This window comes from Alloacidobacterium dinghuense (assembly GCF_014274465.1).
In the GTDB taxonomy this organism is placed as follows: domain Bacteria; phylum Acidobacteriota; class Terriglobia; order Terriglobales; family Acidobacteriaceae; genus Alloacidobacterium; species Alloacidobacterium dinghuense.
Genome location: NZ_CP060394.1, coordinates 1994990 through 2010552 on the forward strand (window position 1 = coordinate 1994990; position 15563 = coordinate 2010552).

12 protein-coding genes and 1 pseudogene are annotated in these 15563 nt (G+C 54.2%); 7 read left to right on the top strand and 6 right to left on the bottom strand.

What is annotated here, in order from left to right; genetic code table 11:
- The first annotated feature begins 11 nt into the window (after positions 1 to 11).
- From H7849_RS08050 to H7849_RS08060, 3 genes are all read left to right on the top strand, one after another.
- Positions 12 to 182 carry a hypothetical protein gene (locus H7849_RS08050; RefSeq protein WP_186745547.1) on the top strand — a complete coding sequence of 57 codons (171 nt, stop codon included), beginning with the start codon at positions 12 to 14 and terminating at the stop codon, positions 180 to 182.
- A 20-nt stretch (positions 183 to 202) separates the two neighbouring features.
- A complete protein-coding gene (locus H7849_RS08055) occupies positions 203 to 802 on the top strand; it encodes a biotin transporter BioY (RefSeq protein ID WP_186745549.1) in 600 nt (199 codons plus the stop codon).
- Between the two features lie 100 nt (positions 803 to 902).
- The gene (locus tag H7849_RS08060; RefSeq protein ID WP_186747315.1) at positions 903 to 1772 is read left to right on the top strand and encodes a menaquinone biosynthesis family protein; all 870 of its coding nucleotides are present in this window, start codon (positions 903 to 905) and stop codon (positions 1770 to 1772) included.
- Positions 1773 to 1872: 100 nt separating this feature from the next.
- Here H7849_RS08060 and H7849_RS08065 read toward each other — a convergent pair whose 3' ends face one another.
- On the bottom strand, positions 1873 to 3591 hold the full coding sequence (locus H7849_RS08065; protein WP_186745551.1) for an alkaline phosphatase family protein: 1719 nt from the start codon (positions 3589 to 3591) through the stop codon (positions 1873 to 1875).
- A 321-nt stretch (positions 3592 to 3912) separates the two neighbouring features.
- Between H7849_RS08065 and H7849_RS27720 the strand changes: the two are divergent.
- The 4 genes and pseudogenes from H7849_RS27720 to H7849_RS08080 form a co-directional block, all read left to right on the top strand.
- A pseudogene (locus H7849_RS27720) lies at positions 3913 to 3993 on the top strand (hypothetical protein); the annotation flags it as partial.
- Between the two features lie 25 nt (positions 3994 to 4018).
- Positions 4019 to 4870, top strand: a complete 852-nt coding sequence (locus H7849_RS08070; protein WP_186745553.1) for an ABC transporter permease — start codon at positions 4019 to 4021, stop codon at positions 4868 to 4870.
- A 231-nt stretch (positions 4871 to 5101) separates the two neighbouring features.
- Positions 5102 to 6601 carry a sodium:solute symporter family protein gene (locus tag H7849_RS08075; protein ID WP_186745555.1) on the top strand — a complete coding sequence of 500 codons (1500 nt, stop codon included), beginning with the start codon at positions 5102 to 5104 and terminating at the stop codon, positions 6599 to 6601.
- Between the two features lie 144 nt (positions 6602 to 6745).
- Positions 6746 to 7801, top strand: a complete 1056-nt coding sequence (locus H7849_RS08080; RefSeq protein WP_186745557.1) for an amidohydrolase family protein — start codon at positions 6746 to 6748, stop codon at positions 7799 to 7801.
- A 13-nt stretch (positions 7802 to 7814) separates the two neighbouring features.
- Here H7849_RS08080 and H7849_RS08085 read toward each other — a convergent pair whose 3' ends face one another.
- The 5 genes from H7849_RS08085 to H7849_RS08105 all read right to left on the bottom strand — a co-directional run bounded on the left by H7849_RS08085 (position 7815) and on the right by H7849_RS08105 (position 15515).
- The gene (locus tag H7849_RS08085; RefSeq protein WP_186745559.1) at positions 7815 to 8798 is read right to left on the bottom strand and encodes a zinc-dependent alcohol dehydrogenase family protein; all 984 of its coding nucleotides are present in this window, start codon (positions 8796 to 8798) and stop codon (positions 7815 to 7817) included.
- 22 nt (positions 8799 to 8820) lie between these two features.
- Positions 8821 to 9432, bottom strand: coding sequence for a protoglobin domain-containing protein (locus tag H7849_RS08090; protein WP_186745561.1), 612 nt, complete (start codon positions 9430 to 9432; stop codon positions 8821 to 8823).
- A 19-nt stretch (positions 9433 to 9451) separates the two neighbouring features.
- Complete coding sequence (locus H7849_RS08095; RefSeq protein WP_251106690.1) at positions 9452 to 10846, bottom strand: dihydrolipoyl dehydrogenase family protein; 1395 nt, start codon at positions 10844 to 10846, stop codon at positions 9452 to 9454.
- 78 nt (positions 10847 to 10924) lie between these two features.
- Entirely contained in the window at positions 10925 to 12118 is a 1194-nt protein-coding gene (locus tag H7849_RS08100; protein ID WP_251106691.1) for a TolC family protein, read from the bottom strand.
- 253 nt (positions 12119 to 12371) lie between these two features.
- Complete coding sequence (locus tag H7849_RS08105; protein WP_186745566.1) at positions 12372 to 15515, bottom strand: efflux RND transporter permease subunit; 3144 nt, start codon at positions 15513 to 15515, stop codon at positions 12372 to 12374.
- Positions 15516 to 15563: the final 48 nt, after the last annotated feature.

A 15563-nucleotide genomic window follows, 5' to 3' on the forward strand; every position in this document is an offset into this window, starting at 1 on the left:
TCAAGTTGCCCATGCGTTTGCTTTATGTTGTTTTCGTGCTGAGCATTCTTGCGCTCATCTCGACGGCCATTGCTGTTGCCCGCCACATTCGCCGGCATGAGGCAGAACTGAAGACAGGCGGGGAGAAGCATCCAGAAATAGTGGAAGAACCGCAACCCGTTTCGAAATCCGATTCTGAATAGTCAGGGAGAAGACCGATTCTATGGCACAGACCTCAGCATCCTCTGCCGTCGCCAGCAGTTCACGCACGTATTCCTCTGTTCGCTGGATTGCCTCGATCGTTGCGGGTAGCGCGCTGGTGGCGATTTGCGCCCATGTGTCGGTGCCTCTGTTCTTTACCCCCGTGCCGATGACGCTGCAGCCCTTTGCGGTACTGTTGCTGGGGTTATTGCTGGATCCGATGGCGGCTTTTGCGGCGCTGGCGCTGTACCTGGTGGAAGGCGCTTCAGGATTGCCCGTGTTTACGCCGCAGGGGCCGGGCGGGATGCTGCAATTGATGGGTCCGACGGGCGGATATCTGATGTCGTATCCATTCGTTGCGACAGTCGTGAGTTTCCTGTATCGCAAGCTGAGCGGACGGCGGTTTGCATCCGGATTGATCGCCGCGACGGCAGGTGATGTGCTCATTCTAGCGTCGGGCGCCATGTGGATGGCGGTAGTGACGCACCAGCATTTTTCAACATTGCTTTCTCTTTCAGTGGTCCCCTTTCTTCCCGGTGATGCGCTCAAAGTTTGTGCCGCTGCGGCAATCGCTGCAGGATGGCTGCGTGTGCGTAGAATAGAAGAGACGGTTGGCCGCTGATTCCCCCAGCCAATGTGCGAGCGTATGAAGTACGGCTTGCGTGCTTATAGAAGTAGAAAGGAACCAACCTGCAGTGACCGCATCCGCTTCCTCTTCAAAGATTGAATCTGCCGAACCGCACGCGCACTCCGCGCAACCGCGCGAGATCAAGATTGCACACAGTCCCGACTCTGATGATGCATTTATGTTCTATGGGCTGGCGACGAACAAGATTCGCGTGAACGGCTACAAGTTTACCCATACGCTTTGCGATATTGAAACGCTGAACCAGAAGGCGATGCATGAGGCTTTCTATGATGTGACAGCGATTTCGTTTCACGCGTACCCGTACCTTCAGGACAACTACGCGCTGATGGCCTGCGGAGGCTCAGTGGGTGAAGGGTATGGGCCGATGATTGTTGCCAGCCAGAAGTTTTCACTGAGTGCAGTGAAGAAGCTGAAAATTGCCGTGCCGGGGATGCTGACCACGGCGTATCTGGCGCTCAAGCTGTTTGCTCCGGAGATTGAGACGGCTGTTGTTCCCTTCGACAAGATCATTCCTGAAGTACTGGCGGGGAATTTCCAGGCAGGTCTGATTATTCACGAAGGCCAGCTTACCTACGGGCAGAGCGGCCTGCACAAGGTTATCGACCTGGGACAGTGGTGGCGCGAGGAGACGAAGCTTCCTTTGCCTCTGGGCGGCAATGCTATTCGGCGGTCTCTAGGCAATGACGTGATGCTGAAAGTTACGCAGGCCCTGCGCGACAGCATTCAGCACGGGCTTGATCATCGCGAAGAGGCCCTGTCGTATGCCATGCAGTTTGCGCGCGATCTCGATACAAGTCTGGCTGACAAGTTTGTGGGCATGTACGTGAATGAGCGGACGCTGAACTACGGCGAAGATGGGCGGGAAGCGATTCGCAAGCTGCTGACGCTTGGACATGAACGAGGAATTATTCCGCATCCGGTGAACGTGGACTTCGTTGGCTAAGGAATAGTCGTCCAGATCGGCACCCTTTTTTGCGGGTCATCAAAAAGAATCGGCGGGAGCTAAGACAGATCCCGCCGATTTTGTGTTGGGTAGACTTTGTCTACTTCAGCGCCCCAGTGACTTCCGGAAGTGCTGTTGTGCCCTCTATTTTCACGGCCTGCAATGCGTTGGGATTGAGTCCCAGCGAGGTGAGAATGGTTGGGGCCACCTGTGAGGTTGTGGTGGATGTTGATACCGTCTTGTGTCTGATGGACGGGTTCGAAACGAGCAGCATGACGTTGGTGTCGTCATGCGAGAAGCCGCCGTGCTCTTCAAGCTTGGCGGCACTTCCGGTATAAGTGACGCCGACGTTGGGCGTGACGATGATGTCTGGCGTGCGAGGATCCATGCCGGGCCCGAGGCCGGGGGTGTTGTAGTTAAGCGATACGGTCGGGCCATAGAAAATCTGGCCAAGGCCGATGGCTGTTGGGTTCTGCTCAAGGGTTTGGACTGCACTTTCTACATCGCTGCCCGGTTTTAGCCACAGCAGAGAGATGTCATCCTCTGTCGGCCCTATCCCGTTTGGATTTGCGGGCGATTCGGAGTCAGGCAGAAGGCTCGCAAGCAAGTGTGCAGGCGACGTGCCGTTGCCGGTTTTTCCGGGATGAGCCTGGTAGAGGTTGAGATCGATAGGCGACTGTCCGTGCTTCGCCGTGATGATGATGAGGGTGTCCTCGAAATTGTCGGTGTCTTTCAGCGTGCTGACCATGTCTCCGATGGAGGCGTCGACGTATTCAATTTCTGAAAGGAGCGAGGCCGACGGCGCACCTGCTGCGTTCTGATAGCCGCCTTTGACACCGTTTTCAATCAGTTTCTGACCGACGCTCACCGCCTGGAAATTCATGCCAAAGATTGTGGGCATTTTCGCGGCATGTCCGTTGTGTGTCCTGCCATGGATTTGGTTGAGGATTGCATTGACCTTTAGCGTGTCATAGCACTGGATGTTCTGGAAACTGTTGGTCCATGCGGTTAGGTCAGAACTGGGATCGCGAATGGCTTTGCAGGATACTCCCTCAGACGTTGTTACGCCGGGCAAAGCGATGACATTGGAGTTGATTTCAGGAGCATAGAAGTCGTCGAGGACTCCACCGGGGCCTGCTACTGAGGAATAGGCCGGATGCTTGTCAGACCATGCGGCGTAGCCACCAGCAGCATGGATGACGCCGAAGATCGTGTTCACACGCACAAAGTTCCAGGGAAAGACGGGAGCGCATCCAGCGGCCGGATCACGCGGCAGACGCTTGGGATCAATAGATGCAATGCCACCATCGGTCAGGCTGGCGCCGGGAGCGCCACCATTCACCTTGGTCTGGTCGATGTCAATGCCTTCTTCGTATTCGGTTGTCGTTCCAGTGGGAAGCGTAAAGGGTGTGCATGGGCCAGCGGCTACACCGTTGCCAGTCGTCTTTGCCGGGGCATCCAGCGAACGGTCATACGACACGTCATAGTAGATACCCATCGTCTTCGGAGTTGCGCCGGTGACGATCGACATCAAGCCGGGGAAGGAATCGGAGGGCTTCGAGGTTGACGCTGCGGTATAGTTGATTGCGTTGCGTCCAAGGACCGCCAGGTTCGGGCAATATGGCTCGCCGCCATTTACACCGTCAACTCCATGAGTGCAGTTGAGATAGTCAACGGCGTGCATTCCGTCGATGCTGATGAGCAATACATGCTTAATGCGATGCTCGCTCGTGGATGCGTCCTGAGCTGTTAAACGCGCTGGGGTGGTAAGTACAGCAAGAGCCGCTGCACTTGCTGCGAACAGCAAATACGATTTCATACTAACCTCCACAAGCTTGATAGCAGGGCGTGGGTTAGTGATGTGTTAAGAGGGAGTGAATCGACGGGCTATCTTGCGATGCTTTCGTTGAATCTTTAAGAACTTAGTTTCAAGTATTAATATTTCATAGTTATTGCCTAGCCTTCAGGTATTTTTAAGTTTGCTTTGCTACGCGAGTTTGCTTAGTTTTTGAAGCTATCGGCAAATAGGACCCACCTTCGCGAGACCTATTTGCTTGCTATTTGCAGTCCGGCAGAGTAGCTGTCGATGACGCCTTCCTGAAAGAGTTTCTGTCTCGGTATTTGATGATGCGCACGTTGCCCGATGGCAGCGCGGGCGCCATTGAGCAATTGGCACACTCGCTTCATCTGTGGAAAATGCGGCACTACCTGGATGAAATGAAGATGGGTTTGCGCTACTCTCATCTTTGGCCACGTCCCTTTTCTCCACAACTCTTCGGCGGCAGCCTCTGGCTGTGATCGGCGCAATCTTGCTCGTTGTGTTTGTGGGCATAGCGCTGCTTGCGCCGCTGCTCGCGCCTTACAATCCTGCGGCAATTGATCTGAATCACCGGTTGATGGCTCCGGGACACGCGCACTGGTTTGGCACCGACGAGCTTGGGCGCGATATCTTTTCGCGCACTCTGTACGGAGCACGATTGTCGCTGCTGGTAGCGACATCCGTCGTTGGCTGTTCCCTGCTGTTGGGGCTGATTCTTGGCGGCCTCGCGGGATACTACGGCGGCGTACTGGATACCGCGCTGAATGTTTTTGTGATGAATGCATTTCTCGCCCTGCCTGGAATTCTGTTGGCCATTGCATTTGTCGCATTCCTGGGCCCGGGATTAATCAATCTGATCCTTGCGCTTTCCATTGGTGGATGGGTGGGCTATGCGCGGCTGGTCCGCGCGCAGGTGTTGGCAGTTCGCGAGCGTGAATTTGTAGAGGCAGCCCGCTCGCTGGGTGCGAGCGATCTACGTATCTTCACGAGGCATATTCTGCCGAATATTCTGCAGCCGGTAATTGTCCAATCGGCCATTGGCATGGCCGGTGCTGTACTGGCTGAGGCCACGCTGAGTTTCCTTGGACTAGGTGTGCCGCCACCAGCCGCGAGCTGGGGAGCGATGCTGAATGACGGTCGCTCGCATCTGTTTGACGCGCCGCATCTGGTGGTCTTTCCGGCGATTGCGGTGATGCTTTGCGTGCTGTCGTTTAATTTCCTGGGGGATGCGCTGCGGGATTATCTGGATCCGCGGACCCGAATGAGCGTTGGGCTATAGCGATTGGGTGTCATAAACGAAATGAATAACAACATATAATGTGTTGCGTTTCACTTCTTTTTGTTAACATTGTCTTTCGAATCAGGGGATGTGTCCTCAAAGGAGCACTCTCATTATTCCTATTTCGAGAGGATGCCGCTCGGCGAAGTCGCGAACCAAGCTCATGTCCGCCTATCTCGGTTTCATTGCCACACTGAGTATTGCCTTGAAGCACGCGTCTCAGGGATTCGCATGAACTTTGCTCCTGTCGATTGGGTCATCGTCGTCACCTATCTCGCTGCTTCGCTGGCTATTGGGCTCGCAGGCAGAAAGTACGTGGGTAGCACAGCGCACTTTCTCGTTGCTGGCCGTGAACTTGGTACGTGGATCGGCGTGGCAACCTTGGCAGCTACCGAAATCGGCACGATCACATTCATGTACAACAGCGAGCTTGGTTACCGTTATGGTTTTGCCGCGCTCTCAGCTGCTTTGATCTCGGGCGTTGTGATGATCTTCGTGGGCCGCACAGGATTTGTGATTCGCAGGCTGCGCGAACTTCGATTAATGACCGTGCCGGAATACTTTGAGGTCAAGTACAGCCGGGGGTTGCGCATCCTTACCGGCCTGCTGGTGGCACTGGGCGGCATCCTCAACATGGGCGTGTTTCTCAAGATTGAGGGCGAATTCCTGACCGTAACAAGCGGATTGAACAGCCGGTACCTGATCCCGACGATGATCGCCATCCTGCTGCTCGAGTTGATCTACACCACGGTCGGCGGAATGGTTTCGGTCGTAATCACAGACTACTTGCAGTATGTGCTGCTTTCGGTTGCTACGATCATCATCACGCTCTACGCGGTCCACTTTGCGGGCTGGCACACGATGGTCGATCGTGTAGAGAAGCTCATGGGGCCGAGCGGTTTCAATCCGATCGTCGCGCCGAAGTTTGGTTTTAGTTTTCTTGTCTGGCAGATTCTGCTCTGGTTTGCGATTCACACTTGCTGGCAAACGACGGCGATGCGTATGTTCGCGACGCGCAGCCCGGAAGTCTCAAAGCGCGTGATGACCTGGACGGGCTTTATTTTTCTCGGACGCGGCATGCTGCCGATGCTCTGGGGAATCGCGGCGCTGGTGCTCTTCGGTCATGGTCCGATGAGTAATGGCGTACCGCAGGCGGTGGTGCAAGGCAGAGTAATGGCGCCAATCGACGCTATGCCTGCGATGCTGTCGCAAATTCTTGGAACCGGCATTCGCGGTATTGTGGTTGCGGGTATGCTGGCAGCAACGATGTCGGTGAACAGCTCTTATCTGCTCGGATGGAGTGCGGTGATTTCGCAGGATGTGATCGCTCCGCTGCGTCGCGTCTCTGGTAAGGCACCCCTTGGCGACAAGGGCGAGTTGTTTGTGAATCGCGTGTGCAACGCTTGTGTCGGACTGTTTCTCATCTTCTGGGGACTGTATTACACGCCGCCGGGTGCTGTGTACCTGTATCTGAATATCACCGGAACGATCTTCCTTGCCGGTGCGTTCGTTTGTGTAGTCGGCGGGCTTTATTGGCGACGGGCGAATGTTGCCGGCGGCTATCTGGCTATGCTCATGGGAGCTATCGGAGCCATCGTGCCTTTCTTTGTGCTGCATCGAAGCGAGAGCTTCTCAGGCTTTGCATCGTTCGGACTGGCTACTGCTGGACTGCTGGTGGGATCGCTTATTGGGTCTCGCTCGAAGCGCACGATTGCGGAGGTCAAGCTATGAATAGCTGGGCGCGATTCTGGGAGGGATGGCTGATCATTTCTGGCGCTACCTTTGCGGGTATCACGCTTATCGTTGCGTGGAAGGGGCTTGCGGATTTGCGTTCCATGTTCCGCGATCTGGGCGCCGCGAGAGGAGGGACCAAGCATGGCGGAGAGGGACATTCCCGATAAATTCGTCGCAATGGTTACGGCAACTGCGGAGGTCACTTTGCCGCTAAGTGAGTTTCATCCTCGCTCGATGCTCGTGACGGAAGAGCATCTGCCCGACCGCGGCCGCTTCCCTGTTATCGATTACCACAACCATCTCGATGCGCTCGATCCCCGCGATGTGCTCAAGGTGATGGACGCATGCGGCATAGAACACATCGTCAACATCACAATGCAGATCGGCGAAGCCGCGCTACGAATGATCGATAAATTTCGCAAGGCTGACCCTTTGCGCTTTTCTACGATCGCGTGGATGGATTGGTCCGGAATCGAGCGTGATGATTTTGCCGCGGTCACAATCGATCGGCTGGAGCGGCAGGTGGAACGCGGAGCCGTCGGACTGAAATTCTGGAAAGATCTTGGCTTGAGTGTGCGCGACGGCTCTGGTGCGCTCTTGCGTGTGGACGATGAGCGGCTGGCTCCGATTTTCGACAAGGCAGCGGAACTGAGCATTCCGGTCATGTTTCACACGGCAGATCCGGCGGCATTTTTCCTACCGATCGACTCGAAGAATGAACGCTACGAAGAATTGGCTGCGCATCCCGATTGGGGTTTCTATGGATCGCAGTATTCAAAGCAGGAATTACTCGACCAGCGTGATAGGGTCTTTGAGCGCCATCCTAGGACGACCTTCGTCGCGGCGCATGTGGCTGAGAGCGGGGAGGACCTGAGTTGTGTTGCGACAATGCTTAAGACTTATCCGAATGTGTTGATTGATATCAGCGCGCGCACGCCCGAACTTGGGCGTCAGCCCTACACCGCACGTAAGTTTTTTCTGCGCTTTAGTGATCGAATTTTGTTTGGAAGTGACTTGCTGCCAGAAATCTCAATGTATCGTCTCTATTTCCGCTTTCTCGAAACAGCAGACGAATACTTTGAATATCCAAGCCATGCCTCACGCCAGGGCAGATGGAATATCTACGGCGTCGATCTTCCGGATGACGTTCTTGAGAAAGTCTATCGCAAGAATGCTGAACGTTTGTTGCGGCGCTGACTGCGCCTCAAGACTAAAGTTCAACCACTACTTTTCCTAAAGGGCCAGCTGCAACCAGAGCGTACGCCGTATCTATCTCCGCCGTCGAAAGGTGTCGATCGTTGAGAAGCGGCCTCAACTTGCCTGCTTCAACGAGCGCTGCCGCCTGGGTAAGGATCTCGCCATGATGCGCTCGGCCTTCGCCCGTGAGGAGCGGAAGCAGAGTAAAGACGCCCGAGTACGTGCCACCGCGGAAAGAGAGAGTGGCAAGCGTATGCGATCCCCAACCAAGGCAGCTTACAACATGACCCGTGTATCGCCTCACCGCAGCAAAGGAGGCATCGAGTGTTCCACCCCCAACCGTGTCGTAGATGATGTCGAAGCCTTTTCCGTCGGTATAAGCAGCGACATACTCTTCGACTGAAGTAGCGCGATAGTCGATCGGCGTAGCGCCGAAATCTTCTACGATCTTCTTCTTATCTGGCGAGACGGTCGCGAAGACCTCTGCCCCGAATGCGAGCGCAATCTGAATCGCGACATGGCCTACTCCTCCGGCCCCGGCGTGGATCAACACTTTTTGTCCGGCATGCACCTTGCCACGATCGGCGAGACCCTCCCAGGCGGTAATTGTGCTCAGAGGCAATGCCGCACACTCTCGCATGGTAAGACTCTTCGGCTTGTGGGCCAGCAGGTCCGCATCGACAACGATGCACTCTGCCAGCGTGCCCTGCTGGCCACCAACACCTCCGACCATGCCGTACACTTCGTCTCCAACGGCGAAGGCCGTGACATCTTGCCCAAGTTTTTCAACCGTTCCGGCCATATCGAGGCCAAGCACTGCAGGGAGCGGTTGCTGCGCATGCGCCGCTTTGCCCGCGCGAATTTTCGTATCAAGCGGATTCACTCCGCTGGCAGAGATTCTAACCAGGACCTGATTCCCTTCGACGGCGGGACGAAGAAATTCCACTTCGCGAAACTCTCCATCCGGACTCTCAACACGCCAAGCCTTGAACTTCATTTCACCTTCTCTTCAAGCGTAGTCACCACTCATTGGGAGTCTGGCCGCTGGTCGCATACGGTCTGGCCCAAAGCGCCAACTGAAGTTGGAGAGATTTACACCATGCCCGATGCATCTTGTCCACGTCCTCAGCAGAATGTCCCTTAGCGGATAGATACGGTCTGATGGTTTCGTTTATGACAGCGACAAATGCGATGATGTCGCGCAGCGGCACGAACGGAGTTGATTGAACGCCATCAACCTTATTCTTCTTCTGACTCGTGTGGCGCAATGCAATTTCCTGTTGATAGTTGAGCCATTCCTGATCGTATGGTCGCAGGCACGTATCCAGAATCCACTGTTCAAAACGCAGATTGCTCTTCGCGAGATAGTCGGGCAGCGCGTCTCCTTCCGGCGAGCGCGAGTGCCTTGCAAGGTTTGGAATGCCGGCAATGATGCCACTGCGCCAATGCTCGACGATTCGTCTAGTCTGGTCTGCGAGAACCTCGCCAGCTAGAAGAAGATAACGCTGGTCTTCGTCGGTGAACCCAACGCTTACTTTCAGGTCTTCCAATTCGCGCTGCGAGACTTGCGACTTTGCGACGTCCGGAGACCCATAGGTGTAGCCATGAATGTATTCGGCAACGCGCTTCATCGAGATGTTCCTTTGATCGTTAAACTGGCGGGACGGACGAGAATAGCGCGATGAGTCCTTCAAGTAACGTGGGATGTGTCAGCACGGCATCACGCAAAGCTGTATAGGGTAAACCCGCAATCATCGCAATTTGTACCGCACCCATTATCTCTCCACCACCCACGCCGAATACGGTGAAGCCGAGAATGCGATCGCTTTTTGTGTCGACGAGCGCCTTCATGAAACCTCGCGTCTCAGAAAGGGTACGCGTACGCAAATCCACGGCCATCGGAATTCTTGCCAACCGGTAGGCAATTCCCTGAGCTTTTGCCTCATTCTCATTGAGACCGACCCTGGCGAGTTCTGGATCGGTAAACATGCAAAAAGGCACCTGCCGTCCGGTAGTAACGCGGTCATGACCGGAGAGATTGTCAACGATGACGCGAAAATCGTCGAACGAAATATGGGTGAAATGTGGACTGCCTGCGCAATCTCCGACAGCCCAAACACCGGGCGCAGTCGTCTGCAGACGCTCATTCACTTTAATGTAACCGCGATCGGTTAGTTCGACTCGGGCAACCTCTAACCCAATGCCAGCGGTGTTCGGCGTGCGACCGGTTGCGACTAGGAGATGAGAACCCTCGATAGTCTTCTCGGATCCATTTTGAACGACGCGAAGCTTTGTGGACTTGCCGGATTCTCCTTCCGCAGCCCTGATAACCGTGTTCAAAGCCAACTCAATGCCTTCGTCATGGCAAAGTTCATGGAGAGCCTGGGAGACGTCCTCATCTTCCCTGTGCGCCAGGCGGCTGTTCCGTTCAACGATTGTTACTCGACTGCCGAAGCGTCGGAAGGCCTGCGCCAGTTCCAGACCGACGTACCCACCTCCCAAGACGAGGAGATGTTGCGGAATCTGATCCAACTCGAGAGCTTCAATATGTGTCAGTGGCTTCGATTCAGCAAGCCCGGGAATCGCAGGCAGCGTGGCATGCGTGCCAGTGCCGATTACGACATCGGTACCGCGAACGACGCGTGTGCTTCCATCGTGAAGCGTAACCTCTAGCGTTCTAGGGCCGATGAAGCGCCCTGATCCCATTAGAAGCTCCGCGCCGCTCCCCTTGTATTTGTCAAGGTGCATATCAACCAACCCATCGACCATTTTCCGCTTGCGATCGCGAACGACCGACATGTTGATTGTGAAATTGTCTTTTGTGATTCCGAACTCTTCGCTTCTTTGAAAGTAAGAGGCGACCTTGGCGCTGTGAATAATGTTCTTGCTCGGCAGGCATGCAATGTTAGGACATGAGCCACCAACATACTTGCGCTCGACTACCAAGACACGCTTACCTTGCTTTGCCAGAGTCCAAGCAAGGTATTTGCCACCCTCACCGCTGCCCAGGATGATAAGATCGTACTCTTTTACACTCTCGCCCACGCTGAACGTCCTCCGCATTGCAGATTTAGCAAGACCAAAGATGGTCGCAATTAATTTCTGCGAGTAGTCTTTGGCAGACTATGGAGTAGTTCCGATCTGGTAGTTGAGCGTGGCCAATGCGAGGCGGTACTGGTACTGTGCATTCGTGTTACTGATAGCAGCATCGGTTTGCTGATATTGCGCCTGGCTCAACTCCACGATCGAGCTCAGACCCATCTGATATCTCGTCTGAGCCAGAGTGAGCGCGAGATTGGCTTGCTTCAGCAATTCGGCGGAAACTGTAACACGCTGGAACGCGGTATTTGCCATTAGCCAGGATGTTCGAATATCACGCACGATCTGATCGCGAAGATCGCGACTCTGTTCGGAAGCAGCCTGAGCGCGAATCGTTGCCTCTTTTGCCTGCGCCGAATAGAGAAATCCATTGAAGACCGGGATGTTCATATTGACCCCGATGCCGCCCCACCAGTTCGCGATGTAGTATTGCGACGTGCGAATGGGAACGCTGCCTGCTGTTCCCGCTGCGCTGATGGTCGGGAACATCTGGTCGCGCTGCGCGTGGCTAAGCTTGACTGCCGATTGTGCACTGTAGTTCAAAGCCTGCAGATCTGGCCGCTGTTGCAGCCCCACTTGTATAAGTTGATCCGCGTCGGGTGGTGGTGACTGTAGCTGCGTGTTACTCTCCACTAAGTCATAGGTCACTTGTCGGTCGAGACCGAGCACGGCATCAAGCGCTGCCATGGTTGAATCGGCATTACTTTGCGCATCTAGAAGCAACAGCTTGCCTTGAGAAAGGTTCACATCGGCAAAGCTCAGATCAAGGGTGGACTTGAGATTGTTCTTTGTAAGCTGGCTTACCTGTGTCTCCGTTGTTTGCCTCGTATGCACATTTTGCTGCGCAACCTTCAGCAGGGCCTGAGCCTGAAGCGCATTGTAAAAAGCCTGGTCCGTTGCCAGAACGATGTCTTCAGTGGTGGCCAGAGCATTGGCGTTCTGGGCTTTTTCCTGGAGTTTTGAAGAAGCGACAAGATTTCTTGTTCTTCCGAAATCCATAATCAACTGCGTGAAGCTACCTCCTGCGCCCGCATGCTCGATGAGGCGGGAGGCGGTAAGCGAACCTGCAGAGATGCGGGTTCCATCCTCCGCGTCCACGGCGGTGATTGCGGCGTTGGCCGAGGGCAATTCCGCAGCCCTCGTCTCGCGCACGACTTGATGCTGCGCTAGTGCCAGCAGGCGGGCGACACTGACTCGCGGATTATTCTTGATTGCCATTTGCTCAGCCTGGGCGCTAGTCAAACTCGGCTTCGCGGCGGGTTGCGTATTTGCCTGAAAAGACGATGGAGAGGTTTGCGGAAATTGTGCGCCTGAATCAGATCCGAGAAACGCTATGAGTTTGGCTTGTGGCGCATCTGGCAGCGGTGGCTCTATTACCCGTGTTTGTGCGGCTAGAGTGACGAAAGGAATCAATACCAGTAAAGCGCAGAGCGGCTTAGGCGATTTTTCTTTCATGAATTTTTTCATTTCTTTATGCCTCCGCAGGCGCGCCTTTCTCTTCACGTCGTCCATGGATCAGCAAGTACACGGCTGGGACGAGAAAAACGGTGACGACAACCGAGACACCCAGCCCACCGATAATTGCACGCGCAAGTGGTGCGTATTGCTCACTGCCCGCTTCAAAGCCAAGGGCCATCGGAATCATTCCTAAAAGGGTGGCTAGCGAAGTCATCAGAATCGGTCGCAGGCGGATTTTGCACGACTGAACCACTGCCTCAAGAAGCGGTTTGCCCTGTTTATGTAGGATGGTTGCGAATTCGACGATTAAAATGCTGTTCGAGACAACGATGCCGGTCATCATGATTACGCCCATCAGTGACATGATGTTCAACGTACTGTGCGTCATCAACAAAATGAGAACAACGCCTGCTAATCCCGGAGGGATCGCCATCAAAATGATGAATGGGTCGATGAACGACGTGAACTGCGCCATGAGGATGAGATAGACCAACGCGATCGACAAGAGAAGCCCAATGGCAAACCGCGTAAAGGATTCATTCATGTTGACTGCTGCGCCTCTGACCTTGATACGCACGTTCTTAGGAATGTTCACGCTGTTGATGATCTTGTTGACGCCGTGGCTGACACCCACCAGAGTTTCAGTCGAGGGCATCACGTAAACATCGATCACACGACGGATCTGATAGTGATCAACTTCTGTCGGCGTATTGATCTCCTTGATGTTCGCAACCGATTGCAGCGGCGTATAAGCCGTCACATCGGATGCGCGCAGCGGAATCTGCTTAAAGTCATCGAGGCTCATGTTAGCGATCTTCTGATCGAAGTACTGCACCGTAAGCATGTAGTTATTTCCGGTTTTCGGATCGATCCAGTAACTTGGCGCGATCATGCCATTTGAGGTCATGGCGGTGATGACGTTGTCAACGACTTCCTGTGGACTGATGTTGATAAGATTCGCCCGTTCCCGATCAATATTGAGTTCTAGGCCGGGATACCGCAGGTCCTGCGGTATCAAGACATCGCTCACATTTTTGAGGTTTTTTACCTTCTTTGCGATGTCAAGAGCAATTCCGAAGGATTGATCGAGATCATTGCCGCTCACCTGAATATCGATCGGCGCCGGCAAGCCTTGATTGATGACTGAATCCACCAAGCCTCCAGCCTGAAAATAGGTTGTCAACTGCGGTATGTCAGCGGCAAGCCGGCGGCGCACGCGTCCCATATAGGCGTAGCTGCCTGTCTTGTGATCCTCATTTAGACTGACCTGCACAAAGGCGGTATCCATCGCCGAATTGCTGGTATAGATCGCAGATAGATCCGGCGTGATGCCAATATTCGACACGATCATACCGAGATCATGGCCGGGAATGACTTGCCGGATTTCGTTTTCGACCTCGGCAATGTATTGATTGCTTAACTCAATGCGCGTTCCGCTGGGACATTTGATGTTGATTACGAACTGCCCGGGATCTGTGCGCGGAAAGTAGGCTCTTCCGAGAATCGGAAAAAGCCCAAATAGCACAGCTGCAACTCCACCAAGGATGATGGCCGCAGTTCTACCGGGCCGCTTCATCGCACGGGTAACCTGAACCTCGTAGTAGTCCAGCATGCGATGAAAATACTCGTTGAATTTGGCTTCGGACCGGCGGAAGAGTGATGGCGGCCTGTTTCCTTCATGAACGTGAGAAAGATGGATAAATTTTGAGCAATAGAGCGGTACTACCGTCATCGCAAATATGTATGAGGCGAAGATAGAGAGCACAACTCCGAGAGCAAGATCGGTGAAAATGTACTTGCTGACGCCAGCGAAGAATGTAACCGGGAAAAAGACGATGGATGTGGTCGATGTAGCCGCCAGAACTGCAAGTGACACCTCCATGCCACCCTTTTCCGCAGCCAGCGGCGGAGCTTCCCCCATCTCCATATAGCGGAAGATGTTTTCAAGCACCACGACGGAGTCATCAATCAGACGCGAGAATGCAAGAGCGAGGCCGCCCAGCAGCATCGTGTTGATCGATCCGCCCATTGCGTTCATGATGAGCAGGCATACGAGTGCTGAGAGTGGGATCGAGAGCAGTACAGCGAAGGTCGCGCGTGGACTTCCCAGGAAGACCAGGATCATCACGCCAGTGAGCACGAGGCCGATGCTGGCTTCCTTAATAAGGTTCCTGATGGCGCCTTTGACGAAGATGGACTGATCGAAAACAACGGCAGTCCTCAGCGATGATGGAATATCAACAAGACCTCTGATCGCGTGCTTCATTCCATCCACAATTGTGATAGTGTTGCTGCCGCCGCCCTGTTTCAGTATCGGGATGTACACCGACCTCTGACCGTCGATTCGCACGATATTGGTTTGGATAGTTCCGGCATCTTCGGCTTTCCCGACGTTGGCGACGAGCACCGAAGCATTCCCTAGCGACTTCAGCGGTAAATCATTGATCTCATCGGGAGTAGGAACCTGGCTATTGGCATAGATGTTGTAGTCCTTTGTGCCAATGCGCACGTCCCCAGCGGGCAGAATCAGATTCGATTCGTTTACCGCATGAACCACGTCCATCAGGCTCATGTTGTAAGCCTGTAACTTTACCGGATCGACATACACCATGATCTGGCGATAACGTCCGCCAAAAGGCTGTGGCACGGAGGCTCCAGGAACGTTCGCAATCTGATTGCGCACCTGGAATTGAGCTAAATCCTTTAGGCTTGTTTCGTTCAGGCCTTTCCCCTTCAGAGTTACGAGACATACTGGCTGGCTTGATGCATCCATGCCCAGGACGACCGGGGGCAAAGTGCCAGGTGGTAATCGCCGCAAGTCGGCCATGGCAAGGTTTGCAATGTTACTCAACGCGGCGTTTGGATCGGTGCCGGGCTTAAAGTAAATCTTGATAAGGCTTACGCCGGTGAGCGAACGCGACTCGATGTGATCAATGTTACTGCCGAGCGTGAAGAAGCGCTCGAAGGTGTCGGTGATGTCTGCTTCGATCTGTTGCGGTGGCATGCCGGAGTAGAATGTCGCCACGACGACGACTGGAATATCAATCTTTGGAAACAGGTCGACCGGCATTCCAAAGATGTTGGTAATGCCCACCACTACAATCACCATGCACACCATGATGATGAAGTACGGATATCTCAGCGCGAACTTAGGCATTGAAACTACTCTCCGAACTGAGAGATATGACTCGTCTCAAGTCCACTT

Bases quoted from the DNA above. Each gene is read 5' to 3' on its own strand.
- H7849_RS08050 (WP_186745547.1), top strand. From the start codon at position 12: ATGCGTTTGCTTTATGTTGTTTTCGTGCTGAGCATTCTTGCGCTCATC.
- H7849_RS08055 (WP_186745549.1), top strand. From the start codon at position 203: ATGGCACAGACCTCAGCATCCTCTGCCGTCGCCAGCAGTTCACGCACG.
- H7849_RS08065 (WP_186745551.1), bottom strand. From the start codon at position 3,591: ATGAAATCGTATTTGCTGTTCGCAGCAAGTGCAGCGGCTCTTGCTGTA.
- H7849_RS08075 (WP_186745555.1), top strand. From the start codon at position 5,102: ATGAACTTTGCTCCTGTCGATTGGGTCATCGTCGTCACCTATCTCGCT.
- H7849_RS08080 (WP_186745557.1), top strand. From the start codon at position 6,746: ATGGCGGAGAGGGACATTCCCGATAAATTCGTCGCAATGGTTACGGCA.
- H7849_RS08085 (WP_186745559.1), bottom strand. From the start codon at position 8,798: ATGAAGTTCAAGGCTTGGCGTGTTGAGAGTCCGGATGGAGAGTTTCGC.
- H7849_RS08090 (WP_186745561.1), bottom strand. From the start codon at position 9,432: ATGAAGCGCGTTGCCGAATACATTCATGGCTACACCTATGGGTCTCCG.
- H7849_RS08100 (WP_251106691.1), bottom strand. From the start codon at position 12,118: ATGGCAATCAAGAATAATCCGCGAGTCAGTGTCGCCCGCCTGCTGGCA.
- H7849_RS08105 (WP_186745566.1), bottom strand. From the start codon at position 15,515: ATGCCTAAGTTCGCGCTGAGATATCCGTACTTCATCATCATGGTGTGC.